This window comes from Bartonella clarridgeiae ATCC 51734, assembly GCF_000518185.1.
GTDB lineage: Bacteria > Pseudomonadota > Alphaproteobacteria > Rhizobiales > Rhizobiaceae > Bartonella > Bartonella clarridgeiae.
This window is the reverse complement of record NZ_JADC01000011.1, coordinates 176,037-191,659: the sequence shown is the minus strand read 5'-3', so window position 1 is coordinate 191,659 and position 15,623 is coordinate 176,037. Positions and strand designations below refer to the sequence as shown.

The window sequence follows — 15,623 nt, the reverse complement described above, 5'->3', positions numbered from 1 at the left end:
TTGGTAAATGCATTATTTCCAATTTTTAGTTCGATGCTAGAAGATTCATTTTCTTTTTGATAAATGTAGTTAAGAAAAGCCTAAGATAATGGCGATTAAAACGTCAATAATTAAAATTAAATAAATTATATTATGATACTTTAAATTATATAAGATAAGGAGGATAACTGCAAAATAGGGTATGTATTGATCATGACAAAAGTGAAATGAGAAGATTTTTACTGCTTTTAGATTACTATTATTGACGAAAAAGTTTAACAATCATACACCTTGTCATTAAATAATTTACTTTTAGGATAAAAATGATGCACAATCAGTATGATACCTATAATCTTCCGCCTGAATTAATAGATTCAGCTGCCCAATCAAAAGCTTGGCCGTTTGAAGAAGCGCGTAAAATTATCAAACGTTATGAAAAAGGCTATCCAGAGCGTATTTTATTTGAAACAGGTTATGGACCTTCTGGTTTACCACATATTGGAACTTTTGGGGAAGTAGTACGTACAACTATGGTGCGTCATGCATTTCATATTCTCACCGAAAACAAAATCAAAACAAAACTTCTTTGTTTTTCTGATGATATGGATGGTTTGCGCAAAGTTCCTGATAATGTGCCTAATCGAAAAAAAATGGAAGACTATCTTGGTCAACCGCTTAGCCGTATCCCCGATCCTTTCGGAGATGTTTATCCTTCTTTCGGGGCTGCTAATAATGTACGTTTGTGTGCTTTCCTTGATCGTTTCGGTTTTGACTATGAATTTGCTAGTGCTACTGATTATTATAATTCTGGCCGTTTTGATGAAACACTTTTAAGAATACTTGCTTGTTATGACAAGGTTATGGAAATTATTCTACCAACATTAGGTGAAGAACGACGAGCAACTTATTCACTTTTTTTGCCTATTTCTCCAATTTCTGGAAAAGTATTACAGGTCCCGATGATTGCTCGGAATGTTGAAAAAGGAACTGTTACCTATATCGAACCCGAGACAGGTAATCTCATTGAAACAGAGATTACAGGTGGAAAAGTTAAGTGTCAATGGAAAGTGGATTGGGCAATGCGCTGGACTGCGCTTGAAGTTGATTATGAAATGGCGGGGAAAGATCTTATCGATTCGACAAATCTTTCTTCTAAAATTTGTAAAATCCTTGGTGGAAAGCCTCCTGAGGGATTTAATTATGAACTTTTCTTAGATGATAAGGGACAAAAAATTTCCAAATCCAAAGGAAATGGTTTGACCATTGATGAATGGTTAACTTATGCACCAACAGAAAGTTTAGGACTCTATATGTTTTTAAAGCCAAAAACAGCAAAACGGCTTTATTTTGATGTTATTCCAAAAACTGTTGATGATTATTATACACATCTTTCAGCTTATGAGCGTCAGCAATGGAAAGAGCGTCTTAATAATCCCGTATGGCACATTCATAATGGTTGTCCTCCTCAGGTTAATTTGCCTGTCTCTTTTGCTATGCTGTTGAATTTGGTCAGTGCTTCTAATGCTGAAAATAAAGAAGTTCTCTGGGGATTTATTTCTCGTTATGCTAAAGGAGCTAATGCTGAAACATATCCGATTCTTGACCAGTTAGTGGAATTTGCTCTTAAATATTTTGATATTTTTGTAAAACCAAATAAAAAGTTTCGTATGCCTGATGAAAATGAATGCTCAATATTGATTCAAATCGACACAAAATTAGCCAGCTTGCCGAAAACTGTTGATGGAGATACTCTTCAAAACGCACTTCTTGATATTGCACGCTTAACGGAACGCTATCAAGATCATAGCAAAAAAAGTCCAGAAGGAGGGCCTGGTGTTTCAAATGTTTTTTTTCAAATGCTTTATGAAGTACTTTTAGGACAAGAACGAGGACCACGGCTTGGATCATTTATAGCTTTGTATGGAATTGATGAGACACGCGCACTCATTGCTGCAGCACTTGCGCGATCCCTAGAGGATAATGGAACATAGAGTGCAAGAAGTAAATGATAGCTTTTTGATCATTGCTCATCCTTATGCGGTGAAGACAACTCTGACAGAAAAGCTGTTATTATTTGTTGGTGCTATTCAGCTGGCTGGTGAGATGAAAACAAAAAAGACCTTATCAAACCTGTTCTGACTGGATGAATATTGAACATGACCAAGGATTTCGGTTGTCACATCCGTAATTACATTTGAATATGAAAATCATATTTTTAATTTGTTAGATACCCCCAAGGTTATGAGGATTGCGAATAATATATCGTACTCTAACGACCGTTGATAAGTGATTATAGAACACGCAAAATTGAACTTAGAACACTCAAATTTTAAGTATACCGAATACGAGATAATCTCTATTGTTAATTTTGTTAACAAAATGCATCGTGAAGCGCTTGATCCCTTAGAAATCGTTGACGAAATTGAAGAAAAGCTTGCGCTTGATAATGCTCCAATTACTTGGCCTACGATATAGGGAAGAATTTTGTTGACACTTTTGATCTTCACCATAATTGTTTTCGCTAACAAGATCACGAGGTAATTTCACAAACGGTTCTGATTTTCATGAAATTGCAAATTTGCTTGCTGAAAATCAGCAGGCACTTTTTATTGAAGGAGTAGAAATTGTTCGCAGTGGCTTGAAAAATTTAACCTTCAAGCTTTCCATGAAAATATATGACACTCGTTTATTTTAGCTCAGCTTTACGAAATTTTGGTGTTCGTAATTTGATTAATCATTGATTGATTTTGGTCCAAGTCCTCGTGACCAGGTAGCATTTAATGACTACTTAACCAAAGATGATGAGTTTTATCTTTAAAATTCAAGCTAATATGGATACCAATCACCGTAATCGTATTGCATTTTTAGGGATTTATTCGGAAATACTCGAGCAAAGTATGAAGACAGTTATTACGGACAGTAAAATCAATGACACACTCTCGACACCACAATTTTTCTTTGCTTATTCACGCTAAATTGCTGATCAAGTGTCTAGTGATATATTAGGTATCCCTAAAACTTTGCGTATTGGAGATACCTTGACTGAAGGAAAAATATTCTCTTTAAAGATGTGCCAAATTTTGCACCAGAAATTTTACGTCGCGTTTATTTAGGGGATTCTATGAAAGCAAAAGAAGCTCTGCAACGAATTACTGAAGAGAGAGTACTACAATTATTTATCCCTTAGATGGTGCACCTACTCTTATATTGGTGTAATTGGTGCTTCGCAAATTGATGTTTTGACAGAGCATACTTAAAGTAGAATATTCTCTACCCGTGAGCTATGAATCATCGCGTTTTAACGTATGTCATTTGGATTTTTTGCAGAAAGTAAAAAACTGCAAAATTTTCTTACTAATCATCGGTCAGCATTGCGTATGGTATGATTTGGATAGTGATCCAATTTTTTAGCAGAAAATCATTTTTCATTAAATTATGAAGCAGAAAGAGAAACCAAAAATAAAATTTGTATTTTTTAAAAATTATCAGGTACGCTCTAAATAATAAAGAAATTATTATTATAAATAAAACTTAAAAATGAACTATTAATGTTATGGTAATTTTATATTATAGTGAATCTAAAGATAAATGAATTAGATTATTATTTTCTAATCCTCATCGAACAATTATACATCATATTAGAGTACTTTTCTTAAGTTGAACATTTTAACAATAACGTCATAATTCTTTACAAAAATATACATTTTATATTGCTTCCATTAAAAAGTCCTCATTAAAATTAATAAACGCTATTGACCGAGATAAAAATTGTGTTCATAGCAATAGTTTTTAAACCTGAATATTCTATAGAAACTAAAAAAACTAAAGAGAAAACTGATTTCCCAAATAAATTTTACGGACATCAGCATTATTGATAATGACATCCGGACAACCATGAACTAAAACTTTTCCTGAGTGAATAATATAAGCACGATCAACAAGCTCCAATGTTTCGCGCACATTATGATCCGTTATCAAAACACCGATACCACGTTGAGTTAAATGACGAACAAGCTGTTTAATATCAGAAATAGCGATGGGATCAATTCCTGCAAATGGTTCATCAAGTAATATAAAATTGGGACGAGAAGCTAAAGCGCGTGCAATTTCAAGACGCCTTCGCTCACCTCCTGATAAAGAAAGAGCCGGTATTTTGCGTAAATGATCAATTTTGAATTCATGCAAAAGCGCGTCCAACTCTTCACAGCGTTTAAAGCGATCTTTTTGAATTACTTCCAAAACAGCTTTAATATTATTTTCTACTGAAAGACCACGAAAAATTGAGGCTTCTTGCGGTAAATATCCAATCCCCAAACGAGCACGTCTATACATTGGCAGATGGGTAATATCAAACCCATCAATCTCGATTAAACCACCATCAGATTTGATTAAACCCGTAACCATATAAAAGCAGGTCGTTTTACCAGCACCATTAGGACCTAAAATACCGACCGTCTCTCCAGCACGAATATTAAAAGAAACATGATTAACAACCTGTCTTCCTCGATAAGCTTTAATTAAATTATGAGCAACTAAGATCCTATTTGAGGTTTTTTTTAAAGCCTCACTCGTAAAATTGTGTTCAATCGTCTGCTTTTCTTTTTTGATTCCAAACATGAAATCTTAACGACCATTCTTTGAGCTTGATTCTAAAATAATCGAAACACGATTCTTCTTTCCAGATGTCTTACATCCTTCAAGAGAAGCTTTTCCAGTTTTCATATTAGCTGTTAATGTGCACCCTGTAGCTACATTATCACCATCGGTTAACACAACATTATTACCTGTTAAGATTATCATATTCGATTGTCCATCAAAAATAGCTTTATCACCCGTAACAGTTTGTGTTGCCATTTTAATATAAACCTCACCTGAAGCTTCTACTTTTTTTATATCTGTTGAACCAATCTTTCCAGAAAAAACTGATTTTGTTATTAACTGATTTATATCATTTGTTACATGTGCTTTATTGTAATAAATAACTAATTTTGACGTTCGTAAAAGTCGCTCACTCTGCATCACTGAAACATTTCCATTTAAAATAGCAATGCCTTCTTTATCACGTATTTCTAAAGAATCTGCGTGAATTTCCATTGGCTCTTTTCCATTTAACCCATCGATTCCGAAATGGGTTACTCGAGCATATCCATTAACTGATCCTAATATCGCCATACTTAAAACTAAGATACTTACCCATTCTTTACGCGATTTTTTTGGCTTCATTATTGATTTTTTTTCTCGTATAAACTTACGTATACCTTCTATAAACACTATTCAAAATTCCTTCTGCTATTTTTCTCTTTGATCAAGAATGATATGTACTCCCCTTTGAAAATACATAACTTGTTCTTTCTCACAAACTTGCAGAGCATTCGCCATAAGATGGAAACCCGTACTTTGAATATTTACAGGTTGATCTGTGTTTAATTGGTTTGTAGATAAATTAATATTCGCAGTCATAAATTGTGCAATTATTCCATCTTTCGTTGTAACCGTAAAAGGTTTATCTAATTGTAAACGACTGTTAATATTATCATAAGCTCCTTCTTCTGCATTAATAAAAAGTTGCCCCTGTTTGCCTGTAGGCAATTCAGCCGTGATATTTTTTAGCCCTATAATCCCCGAAGATTTACGATCTTGAAACGCTTTTTCTGCCTTAATCCAGTAAGGCTTATAAAAATTTGTATAGCCTTCCAATCTTGGATTAAGCATCGTTAATTGTGCTATTTTTTCTTCTTCATGTCTCAAAAGCACATTATCAAAGGGAACAAAAATAGAAAAAAATGTAAACCAGCAAAAAACCAATGCTATAATCAATGCAAAAATCGGTAAACAAATTCTGAGTAAGCGAACCTGATAGGAGTGATAATATGTTTTTTTTAAAACATTTCTAAAAGATGATTCTATTGAAAATAATTCATATTGATCATGCAGAGTCATATTTTTAATTTCCCAGATATCTCGTTTTTGATTTATAGAGTTTTTATAAGACATATTTTAAATTTTATTTATTGCAATCTTTCCTTTATTGGTTTTATTTTACTCTTAATGATTTATATATTGGAATATGTATCTCTATATACGTAACGCACATATATGAGACACACAATTGCAACGAAAAATCTTTTTTCATATGAAAGAGGGGCTATTTTGGTTAAATCAGAACTTGTACAAATTATTGCTCGTCATAATCCGCATCTTATGCAACGTGATGCAGAAAATGTTGTGAATGCTATTTTTGAAGAAATTTCAGCAGCTCTCGCCAATGGTCAACGTGTTGAACTACGTGGTTTCGGTGCTTTTTCTATAAAAACACGTTTAGCCCGTAATGGTCGCAATCCACGAACAGGTGAAACTGTTATGGTTGAAGAGAAATGGGTTCCTTTTTTCAAAACAGGTAAAGATTTGCGTGACCGACTTAATACTTAATAAATGAGTAAATCCATGATTATTAAACGTATCCTCTTAGCGGTGATTTTGACACCTATTACAGTTTTCTTGATTGGTTTCATTGTTGCTAACCGGCAAGTAGTTATATTAAAGCTTAATCCTCTTCAAAACAATTCTGAATATTTTACTTATCAAGCTCCTCTCTTTGTCTGGCTTTTTATTTTTTTTTGTTTCGGTATTTTTCTGAGCAGTATAATCAATTGGTTCGCACAACATAAAAACCGCAAAGCCTTAAAAGAAAGCAAAGCAGAGATAGAGAAATTAAAAATATCAATTGCTAATAAATCTAATATAATGGCACTTTAACGAAATTTTCCCTATAGTACTCGATAATAAATCTACAAATGTTTTCTCTTGTTTCCTATACATAGTTAATTAACTTAAGACTTTTAACAGCATAAGAACTTAAACGACTATTTAAAATAATCTCCTTCTAGAACAATATATTATGACACTCAATATGCCTGTACAATGTTTTCAACCACGCTCTAGCAATGTATACTCACGAGAAAAATTGCCTTTTATTTTAGAAACAGGTGCGAGCGCAGATTATGCTTTAATTGATTCTGGTAATGGAAAAAAACTAGAGCGTTATGGTTCTTACCGTATTATTCGGCCAGAAAGTCAAGCGCTATGGGAACCAGCTTTATCACAAGAAAATTGGGCTAATGCTGATGCAATTTTTACAGGTAACCGAGATGAAGAAGGTATTGGTCGTTGGTATTTTCCTAAAAAGCCACTTGGTAAAACATGGCCACTTTCTTGGAATGGTTTATCTTTTCTGGGACGTTTTACTTCTTTTCGCCATGTGGGCGTTTTTCCCGAACAAGATGCTCATTGGCGTTCACTGGAAGAACAAATTATTAAAACCAATCGTTCTGTCAAATTGTTAAATCTTTTTGGCTATACAGGCATTGCCTCTTTGATTGGTGCACGTTCAGGTGCAATTGTTACTCATGTTGATGCTTCTAAAAAGGCTATCGTTTGGGCAAAAGCTAATCAAGAAAAAGCAGGATTATTAGATCGTCCCATTCGCTGGATATGTGATGATGCAGTAAAATTTGTTGAACGTGAATTACGCCGTCAAAAAAGCTATGATTTGATTCTCCTTGATCCTCCTACTTATGGACGCGGACCTCATAACGAAATTTGGCAATTGTTCGATCACCTACCAACTATGATCAAAAACTGTCGCAAGCTCTTATCAAACAAACCACTTGCTGTCATTCTGACAGTTTATTCTATTCGTGCTTCCTTCTATACATTTCATACTTTAATGCGTGATGTATTTACAAATCTTGGTGGTACTATAGAGTCAGGAGAATTGATTTTGCGTGAAGAATCTGCTGGACGTGCTCTTTCTACTTCTCTTTTTAGCCGTTGGATTGCTTGAACATGTATAAACAAAAAACCGGCAAAGTTAAAGAAATTACATCCCTTAGCAATCCTATCATTAAAGATCTTAAAGCGCTAAATAAAAAGAAGAACCGTAATCGAGAAGGTATCTTCACAGCAGAAGGATTAAAACTAGTTATTGATGCTTTAAATCTTGGTTGGACAATTCAAACACTCATAGTTTCTAAAAACTCACTTAATAATACTATCATTGAAAACGCCGCTGCAAATACTATAGCCAATGGTGGTTCTGTAATTAAAGCCTCACAAAAGGTTCTGGAATCCATTACTCACCGTGATAACCCGCAAAAAGTTGTCGGTATTTTTAAACAACAATGGCACTCTATTAAAACAATCATAAGACGAGTCGACGATGTCTATATCGCTCTTGATCGTGTGCGTGATCCTGGAAACCTTGGAACTATCATCCGTACTGCCGATGCGGTAGGAGCAAAAGGAATTTTCTTGATTGGCGAAACAACAGATCCCTTTTCACTCGAAACAGTACGTGCAACAATGGGCTCTATATTTTCCATACCACTGTATCGTTGTAATGAAAGTGCTTTTTTAAATTGGTCTACAAATTTTAAAGGTATGATTGTTGGTACACATCTTAAAGGATCTGTCGATTACCGCGCAATTGATTTTAAAAATGGTCCCATTATACTTTTAATGGGGAATGAACAAAAAGGTTTATCCGATGTCCTTGCAAATCATTGCAATAATCTGGCACGTATCCCGCAATGTGGATATGCTGATTCACTTAATTTAGCAGTAGCTACAGCTCTTATGCTCTATGAAATTCGCCGTCCTTACTTAAATCTTGAAATATGCAAGGACAAAAGATGACACGTAAATCATTGCTCTTTCTTTTTTTCACCTTAATCTTTACAGTAGGACTTGATCAGGGAATCAAATATTGGGTTATGCATACCATACAATTAGGGGCAGAAATACCGATTCTTTCTTTTATTTCTCTCTATCATGTACATAATTCTGGCATTGCATTTTCATTTCTTTCTTCCTATCCTCATTGGGGAATTATTGCTCTTACGCTCATTATTATTGTTTTTCTTTTATGGTTGTGGAAAAATACTGAAAATGACAAATTCTTATCGTATTTTGGTATTTCTTTTATTATTGGTGGAGCAATCGGTAATCTTATTGATCGTATTCGCTTCCATTATGTAATAGATTATATATTATTTCACATTAACGGCGTCTTTTCTTTTGCTGTTTTCAACCTTGCTGATACTTTTATCACGCTTGGTGCTGTTGCTGTTTTAATCGACGAATTTCGTATATTGACTAAAAAAAAACATTATCCTGAAAATACATCTTTTGAATAAGCATATCGTTTTCTTTTCCAAGGGTATTTTACTTTTGTATAAAATAAACAAAGAAAATCAGATTTTCTTTTAAATTCTAAATAAGCATCTCCTGGTCTCTTCTAAATATTCCGTGTAACTATAACTAGGTATGAAAAACTCATTTTTTCTATGTTAATGCGCAAATAGGAATAGCATACTTCCTCGTAAATCTGTTAAAGCTTCTCATTATTATAAGATATAGAAAAAGCTCTTTAAAATCCTCTTACAAACTCTAAAAGCTAAAGATTAATGCTCACAGAAATCGATATTCTAACTAATTTAAAAATTAATAAAACTTAATCAAAAGAAAGAGAATATTCGAAGTTTTTTTTCCCATTCGAATAATATTGTATTAACTTTTTTCACTTTACAATCGGCATAGAAAGCACTAGCCCTATATTGAATTTTTTCGCCCATTGATTTTATTTTTATTTAGCCACTAAAACTGACAAAACGTGTATTAATGTTATAATATCGTTTTTTACGTCAAGCACATTTAGAAGAAACATCATTGCTCAAAAAGTTACATTGCACCTCCGTTGATTTGGAAAAACCACCCTTTTATTACTAATTTGTAAACTTTTCTTTCAACAAAAATCTCTTGTAATTTTTAAATAAATCTCCATAATAGGGATTAAGTGTGCTAGAATTCCGTCAGGGTGTCGAGGAGTTTTTATATATGCTTAAGAAAAGTTTATATAAGAACAACAATTTCTCTTAATTCATATACCCTACGGAACATATGCTAAAGGACTTAATATTATGGCTGATTTTAAAAATTTACGTTCGGTATCTGCTTCTCATGCCGATGCATCAATTGATCAAGGATTGCGCAGTTATATGCTGGGCGTCTATAATACAATGGCCATTGGTTTGCTTATTACAGCTGCTGCCGCTTATGCAATCGCGTCATTGGTTACGACAACAGATATGAATCAAGCTGCAGCTCAAATCAATGGAAGTGTTTATTTAACGCCATTTGGTGTGACATTTTATATGTCGCCGTTTTCTTATGTTATTATGTTTGCACCGCTTGTAGCTGTATTATTTCTCACTTTTAAGATTAATACGCTTAGTACCAGTGTTGCCCGAAGTCTCTTTTTTGCTTATGCTACTCTTGTAGGGCTTTCACTATCGTCAATTATTCTGCGCTATACACCAGAAAGCATTGTGCAAACATTTTTTATTACTTCTGCTGCTTTTGGTTCCTTATCATTATACGGTTATACTACAAAACGTGATCTTACAGCTGTAGGTTCATTTTTGTTTATGGGCTTAATTGGTTTAATGCTTGCCGCAATTGTGAACATTTTTCTCGGGTCAAGTGCTTTGCAATTTGCGATTTCTGTGATTGGTATTCTCGTTTTTGCTGGTTTAACAGCTTATAATACGCAAAATATAAAGTTAATGTATTATGAAGGAGATGGAGATGATACTCGCGGCCGTAAAATCATTATGGGTGCACTGAATCTTTATCTTGATTTCATAAATATGTTTGTTTTTTTGTTGCAATTTCTTGGTTCGAATCGCGATTAATAAAAATTATTATTTAACTTAAAAGCCCTGTTTTCTAAAGAAAACGGGGTTTTTTTAATCTTTAATATAAGCGCTGTCTTTAAACTTATTGACATGATTAAACAATACAAAATAACAAAGAAACTAAAATTTCGTTGGCCTCTCATTCAGAAAAAATTTCATAATTCTTTATTAAAGATTTCTTATAATCGCCCTAGTTACCAAAAAAATTTAATCAATCGTAATGATAACTATGATCTTACTATAGCTTCCTATAATATCCACAAATGTGTTGGTGTTGATAGAATTTTTAATCCTACTCGTATTGTGCGTGTTATTGCTGAATTACAAACTGATATTCTCGCTCTTCAAGAAGCGGATAAGCGTTTTGGTGAACGCACCGGTTTGGTTGATCTTCAACTCTTAAAAGCTGAAACAGGGTTAATTCCAGTGCCTTTAAATACCATGTCACCGAATGGCCATGGTTGGCATGGCAATGCTCTTTTTTTGCGCCAAGGACGTATACATAATATCTCACAAATCACTTTACCTGGTTTTGAACCACGTGGTGCTATAATTGTAGAATTAAAAATGAAATCAGGTTTTATTCGTGTTATAGCTGCTCACTTTGGTTTGTTACGCCATTCTCGTAATCAGCAAGTCAAAATGCTTCTTGCACTTCTTAAAAAATATTCTGTTATGCCTACACTTCTCATCGGTGACTTAAATGAATGGCGAAATGGAAAAGGCTCATCATTAAATTTTTTTTCCTCTTACTTTGACGTCACACTTGGCAACGTGCCAAGCTTTCCCTCTCGCTTTCCTTTTTTAGCTCTTGATAGAATTTTTGCTTTTCCTCATCAATTAGTAACAAATGTTGAAAGCCATTATTCACCATTAGCACGTATTGCTTCTGATCATTTGCCCATCAAAGCGTATCTTAACCTTGCAAAAGCAATGGCCACTCTTAAACATAAAATGAATGAAAAAAACTAATGTGCTTCATTCCAATTTTGAGCAGCTATAACTTTCACTTCAAGTGGTACAGACAAGGATAATGCCGGCATTGTAGCATTTTCCATAACTTTTTTAATAAGAATTGCAGTTTTTGTACTTTCGGATTTCGATACTTCGAAAATAAGTTCATCATGTACTTGCAATAACATTTTAGCCGACAATTTTTCTTTTTCTAAAGCATTTTCCACTTGAATCATAGCACGGCGAATAATGTCTGCTGCAGATCCTTGTATTGGTGCATTGATAGCAGCTCGTTCATTAAAGGCACGAATTTGTGGATTAGCTGTTTTTATTTCAGGATAATGGATCCGACGTCCAAAAATGGTCTCCACATAACCATGATGACGAGCAAACATTTTTGTTTTTTCCATATAATCTTCAATCCCTGGAAATCTTTCAAAATAGAGCCGAATATAATTGCCAGCTTCCTTGCGCGAAATCCCCAATTGATTTGCTAATCCAAAGGATGAAATACCATAAATAATACCAAAATTAATGGCTTTCGCACGTTGACGTATATCTGACGGCATTCCTTCAACTGCAACTCCGAACATTTGGGATGCAGTCATAGCGTGAATATCCTGACCTTGTAAAAATGCTTCTTTTAATGCCCCTATATCTGCAAAATGCGCAAGGATACGTAATTCAATCTGGCTATAATCAGCAGACAACAATATATGCCCCTCTGAAGCAATAAAAGCTGCTCGAATTTTTCGTCCCTCAGCAGTTCGTGCTGGAATATTCTGCAGATTAGGTTCTGATGATGATAATCGCCCTGTCGATGTTGTTGCTAGAGAATAATTTGTATGAACACGACCTGTTTTAGTCAAAATATAAGAGGGTAAAGCATCTGTATAGGTAGATTTTAGTTTTGCAAGTTGACGCCAATCAACAATTTTTCTTGGTAAAATATGGCCTTCAGTAGCTAACTCTTCTAAAGTTTGTGCCGATGTTGACCATTGGCCATTTTTAGTCTTAGCACCACCAGGCAAGCCCATTTTACCAAAAAGGATATCCCCCAGTTGCTTTGGTGAAGCAATATTAAATCTTTCACCAACAAGCTGATAAATTTCCTCTTCTAGATTTAAAGCAGCCTGTGCCAACTCTCCTGAAAGGCGTGATAAAATCTGTCGATCGACAAGAATTCCGCGTTCTTCCATTCTTGCGAGAATTTCTATCAATGGACGATCAAGACGTTCATAAATCTTTGTCATCCTTTGCGCTACAAGTTGTGGTTTTAACACTTGCCATAAACGAAGAGTTATATCAGCATCTTCCGCTGCATATAGAGTTGCTTGTTTCAAATCTATTTGTGCAAAAGAGACTATTTTTTTTCCATTATAAGTCAAATCCTTATAAGTAATTGGCTTATGCCCAAGCCAACGTTCAGACAAAACATCGATACCATGCGTGGAAATTCCAGCCTCTAAAGCATAAGACAAAAGCATTGTATCATCAAAAGAACGCATTACAATATCGTATTGCTTCATCACTAACCAATCATATTTTATATTTTGGCCAATTTTTAATATTGCTTGATTTTCCAATATAGGTTTTAAAAGCGCTAAAGCTTTTTGTGTTTCAATTTGTGGAACAATACGCCCACCTGCCAAAAGACCATCTTCTCCTGCAGTATGTTCAAGTGGGATATAAGCTGCTTTTCCAGGCTGTAAAGCCAATGAAAAACCAACAAGCTTTGCTTGCATAGGATCAAGAGAGGTTGTTTCAGTATCAAAAGCAAAATAACCTTGCTTTTCTGCTTCTAACAACCACTCTTTTAGAATTTCCTCATCAAGAATAGTTTTATAGGCATCTCTTGCAATTTTTTGGGTAAGAGTTTGATCTTTGCGTTTTTGCGCCAAAATCTGTGGAGAATTTTCAGAAAAATCATGGAATAAGACTTTATTATCTTCCTTGACATTCAAATCAGCCTCACACGTAGTTTCTTCCCACTCAATATCTATATCTAACGCATCAATAACCGCTGCATCACATGATGTCTCTTTTGCTACACGACGTGTTAGTGCTGTAAACTCCATAGCTTTCAAAAAAGCAATTAAGCGTGGACCGTCTTGTGGTTCCAAAATAAAATGATCTAAGCTTTTATCTATAGGAACATCTTTTTTAAGTTTAACTAGTTCACGAGAAATTTTTGCTTGCTCACTATAAGCTTGAATATTTTCACGTCGTTTTATTTGCTTAATTTCTGTCACACGTTGCAACAAAAGTTCAAGAGAACCAAATTGATCTAATAATTGTGCTGCAATTTTGGGACCAATACCTGGAACACCTGGTATATTATCCGTTGGATCTCCAGTTAAAGCTTGAAAATCAACCATTTTTTCAGGCATTACACCCCATTTTTCCATGACTTCAGAAATACCTATATGCTTATCTTTCATACCATCATATAAAGATACATGTGTGTTTACTAATTGCATCAAATCTTTATCAGAAGAAATAATAGTTGTTTTTGCTCCAACTTGTGTCGCCAATTGCGCATAGGTAGCGATTAAATCATCTGCTTCAAATCCTTCTTTTTCGATACAAGGTAAATTAAAAGCTCTTGTTGCTTGCCGTATTAGCGCGAATTGAGGAACGAGATCCTCTGGAGGTGCTGTTCGATTAGCTTTATATTGAGGATAAATTTGCTTACGAAAAGTATTAGATGAATAATCAAAAATGATAGCAACATGGGTCGGAACAATACCAATAGCTGTATTACGAGCATCACAGAGTAATTTCCATAGCATATTACAAAAACCAGCCACAGCTCCTACAGGAAGTCCGTCCTTTTTGCGCTTTAAAGGTGGTAAGGCATGATAAGCGCGAAAAATATAGCCTGATCCATCAACTAAAAAAAGGTGGTCATTTGCTTTCATAACGATTTTGTTTCTCCATTTTCACATAAAGAAAATACACTTTTATATTTTTCTTGATCCTATTTTAAAATTTATTGGTTTTGCCTCTAAAAAGACATTTTTTATTGTTATATATTTAGGATATCGTTGCGTTTTATGTTCAGTACCTAGAGCTTTTCTTTGCTGTTACAGGATATAATAGCTTTGTTTTGTTCCTCCTATGATAGCTGGGGTACAATGTAGCGATGAGGTCGTTGTGGTGTTCCCCTCCCCACAACGGCCGTGTTTTTTAAAAAACTTTCAATAAAAAGGCAGAACAGTTTTTATTTAGATAATCTTGAAGTGATTCCATAGAGCTTTATCACCTATCTTTTTGATTAAATTAGCATGCATATCTTTTTCCTGTTTACTTAATCTTTGAGGTAAGGGGTGAAAACGAATTTTAGTTGTATGGAAAGCATTCTTGCCATCTTGAACACTCATAACATCAAAATCTTCACAATTATCAAAACCAAATATTCCCTGTTTTCCACCAATTAACTCAATGTACACATCAGCGAGAATCTCTGCATCAAGTAGAGCTCCATGAAGTACACGATGACTATTATCGATTCCAAAACGTTTACATAAGACATCAAGAGAGTTAGGTCCCGTAGGAAACCTGCGTCGTGCTATAGCCAATGTATCAATGACATGATTAATACTGACAAGAGGTTTATTAACTCGCTCTAATTCTGCATTAAGAAAACCGATATCAAAATTTGCATTATGAGCAACTATCGTTGCCCCATCAATAAAATCCAAAAGCGCATCGACAATATCATCAAATTTTTTTTCATCTTTTAAGCGTTCATTCGTTAATCCATGAATAGCGACAACCTCATCAGGAATAACAACTCCTTGCGGATTTAAATAAACATGGAATCGACGCCCTGTAAGGTAACGGTTGATCATTTCTATACAACCGATTTCAATTATGCGATCACTTTCTTTATTTAATCCTGTTGTTTCAGTATCAAAAATAATCTCACGCATT

The 15,623-nt window shown here is 34.4% G+C and carries 13 protein-coding genes and 1 pseudogene; 9 read left to right on the top strand and 5 right to left on the bottom strand.

Annotated elements, in window-relative coordinates; all coding sequences use genetic code 11:
* The first annotated feature begins 302 nt into the window (after positions 1 to 302).
* Positions 303 to 1,970, top strand: coding sequence for a lysine--tRNA ligase (locus T420_RS0104515; protein ID WP_026501178.1), 1,668 nt, complete (start codon positions 303 to 305; stop codon positions 1,968 to 1,970).
* Positions 1,960 to 3,483, top strand: a pseudogene (locus tag T420_RS06995) (GTP-binding protein). The gene T420_RS0104515 and the pseudogene T420_RS06995 overlap by 11 nt, the downstream one beginning before the upstream one ends.
* Before the next feature lie 318 nt (positions 3,484 to 3,801).
* On the opposite strand, the gene lptB reads toward T420_RS06995, so the two are convergent.
* The 3 genes from lptB to lptC form a co-directional block, all read right to left on the bottom strand.
* Positions 3,802 to 4,596: an LPS export ABC transporter ATP-binding protein gene (lptB, locus tag T420_RS0104490; RefSeq protein ID WP_013544381.1), complete on the bottom strand. Its 795-nt coding sequence runs from the start codon at positions 4,594 to 4,596 to the stop codon at positions 3,802 to 3,804.
* A gap of 6 nt (positions 4,597 to 4,602) precedes the next feature.
* A complete protein-coding gene (locus T420_RS0104485; RefSeq protein WP_026501177.1) occupies positions 4,603 to 5,202 on the bottom strand; it encodes an LptA/OstA family protein in 600 nt (199 codons plus the stop codon).
* A gap of 66 nt (positions 5,203 to 5,268) precedes the next feature.
* Positions 5,269 to 5,919 carry an LPS export ABC transporter periplasmic protein LptC gene (lptC, locus tag T420_RS0104480; RefSeq protein WP_013544379.1) on the bottom strand — a complete coding sequence of 217 codons (651 nt, stop codon included), beginning with the start codon at positions 5,917 to 5,919 and terminating at the stop codon, positions 5,269 to 5,271.
* A 210-nt stretch (positions 5,920 to 6,129) separates the two neighbouring features.
* Between lptC and T420_RS0104475 the strand changes: the two genes are divergently transcribed.
* The 7 genes from T420_RS0104475 to T420_RS0104445 all read left to right on the top strand — a co-directional run bounded on the left by T420_RS0104475 (position 6,130) and on the right by T420_RS0104445 (position 11,705).
* Complete coding sequence (locus tag T420_RS0104475; protein ID WP_013544378.1) at positions 6,130 to 6,408, top strand: integration host factor subunit beta; 279 nt, start codon at positions 6,130 to 6,132, stop codon at positions 6,406 to 6,408.
* Between the two features lie 15 nt (positions 6,409 to 6,423).
* Positions 6,424 to 6,735: a LapA family protein gene (locus T420_RS0104470; protein WP_013544377.1), complete on the top strand. Its 312-nt coding sequence runs from the start codon at positions 6,424 to 6,426 to the stop codon at positions 6,733 to 6,735.
* Positions 6,736 to 6,889: 154 nt separating this feature from the next.
* On the top strand, positions 6,890 to 7,822 hold the full coding sequence (locus tag T420_RS0104465) for a class I SAM-dependent rRNA methyltransferase (protein WP_026501176.1): 933 nt from the start codon (positions 6,890 to 6,892) through the stop codon (positions 7,820 to 7,822).
* A gap of 2 nt (positions 7,823 to 7,824) precedes the next feature.
* Positions 7,825 to 8,673 (top strand): TrmH family RNA methyltransferase, encoded by an 849-nt coding sequence (locus T420_RS0104460; protein WP_013544375.1) that lies wholly within the window; start codon positions 7,825 to 7,827, stop codon positions 8,671 to 8,673.
* Positions 8,670 to 9,173, top strand: a complete 504-nt coding sequence (gene lspA / locus T420_RS0104455) for a signal peptidase II (protein WP_026501175.1) — start codon at positions 8,670 to 8,672, stop codon at positions 9,171 to 9,173. Before T420_RS0104460 ends, lspA begins: the two co-directional genes overlap by 4 nt.
* A 783-nt stretch (positions 9,174 to 9,956) precedes the next feature.
* The gene (locus T420_RS0104450) at positions 9,957 to 10,730 is read left to right on the top strand and encodes a Bax inhibitor-1/YccA family protein (protein WP_013544373.1); all 774 of its coding nucleotides are present in this window, start codon (positions 9,957 to 9,959) and stop codon (positions 10,728 to 10,730) included.
* A gap of 93 nt (positions 10,731 to 10,823) precedes the next feature.
* Positions 10,824 to 11,705 carry an endonuclease/exonuclease/phosphatase family protein gene (locus T420_RS0104445; protein WP_013544372.1) on the top strand — a complete coding sequence of 294 codons (882 nt, stop codon included), beginning with the start codon at positions 10,824 to 10,826 and terminating at the stop codon, positions 11,703 to 11,705.
* Here T420_RS0104445 and polA read toward each other — a convergent pair.
* Positions 11,702 to 14,608, bottom strand: coding sequence for a DNA polymerase I (gene polA, locus T420_RS0104440; protein WP_013544371.1), 2,907 nt, complete (start codon positions 14,606 to 14,608; stop codon positions 11,702 to 11,704). The two genes, T420_RS0104445 and polA, sit on opposite strands and share 4 nt — an antisense overlap.
* Before the next feature lie 306 nt (positions 14,609 to 14,914).
* Positions 14,915 to 15,622 carry a DNA polymerase III subunit epsilon gene (gene dnaQ / locus T420_RS0104435; RefSeq protein ID WP_013544370.1) on the bottom strand — a complete coding sequence of 236 codons (708 nt, stop codon included), beginning with the start codon at positions 15,620 to 15,622 and terminating at the stop codon, positions 14,915 to 14,917.
* Position 15,623: the final 1 nt, after the last annotated feature.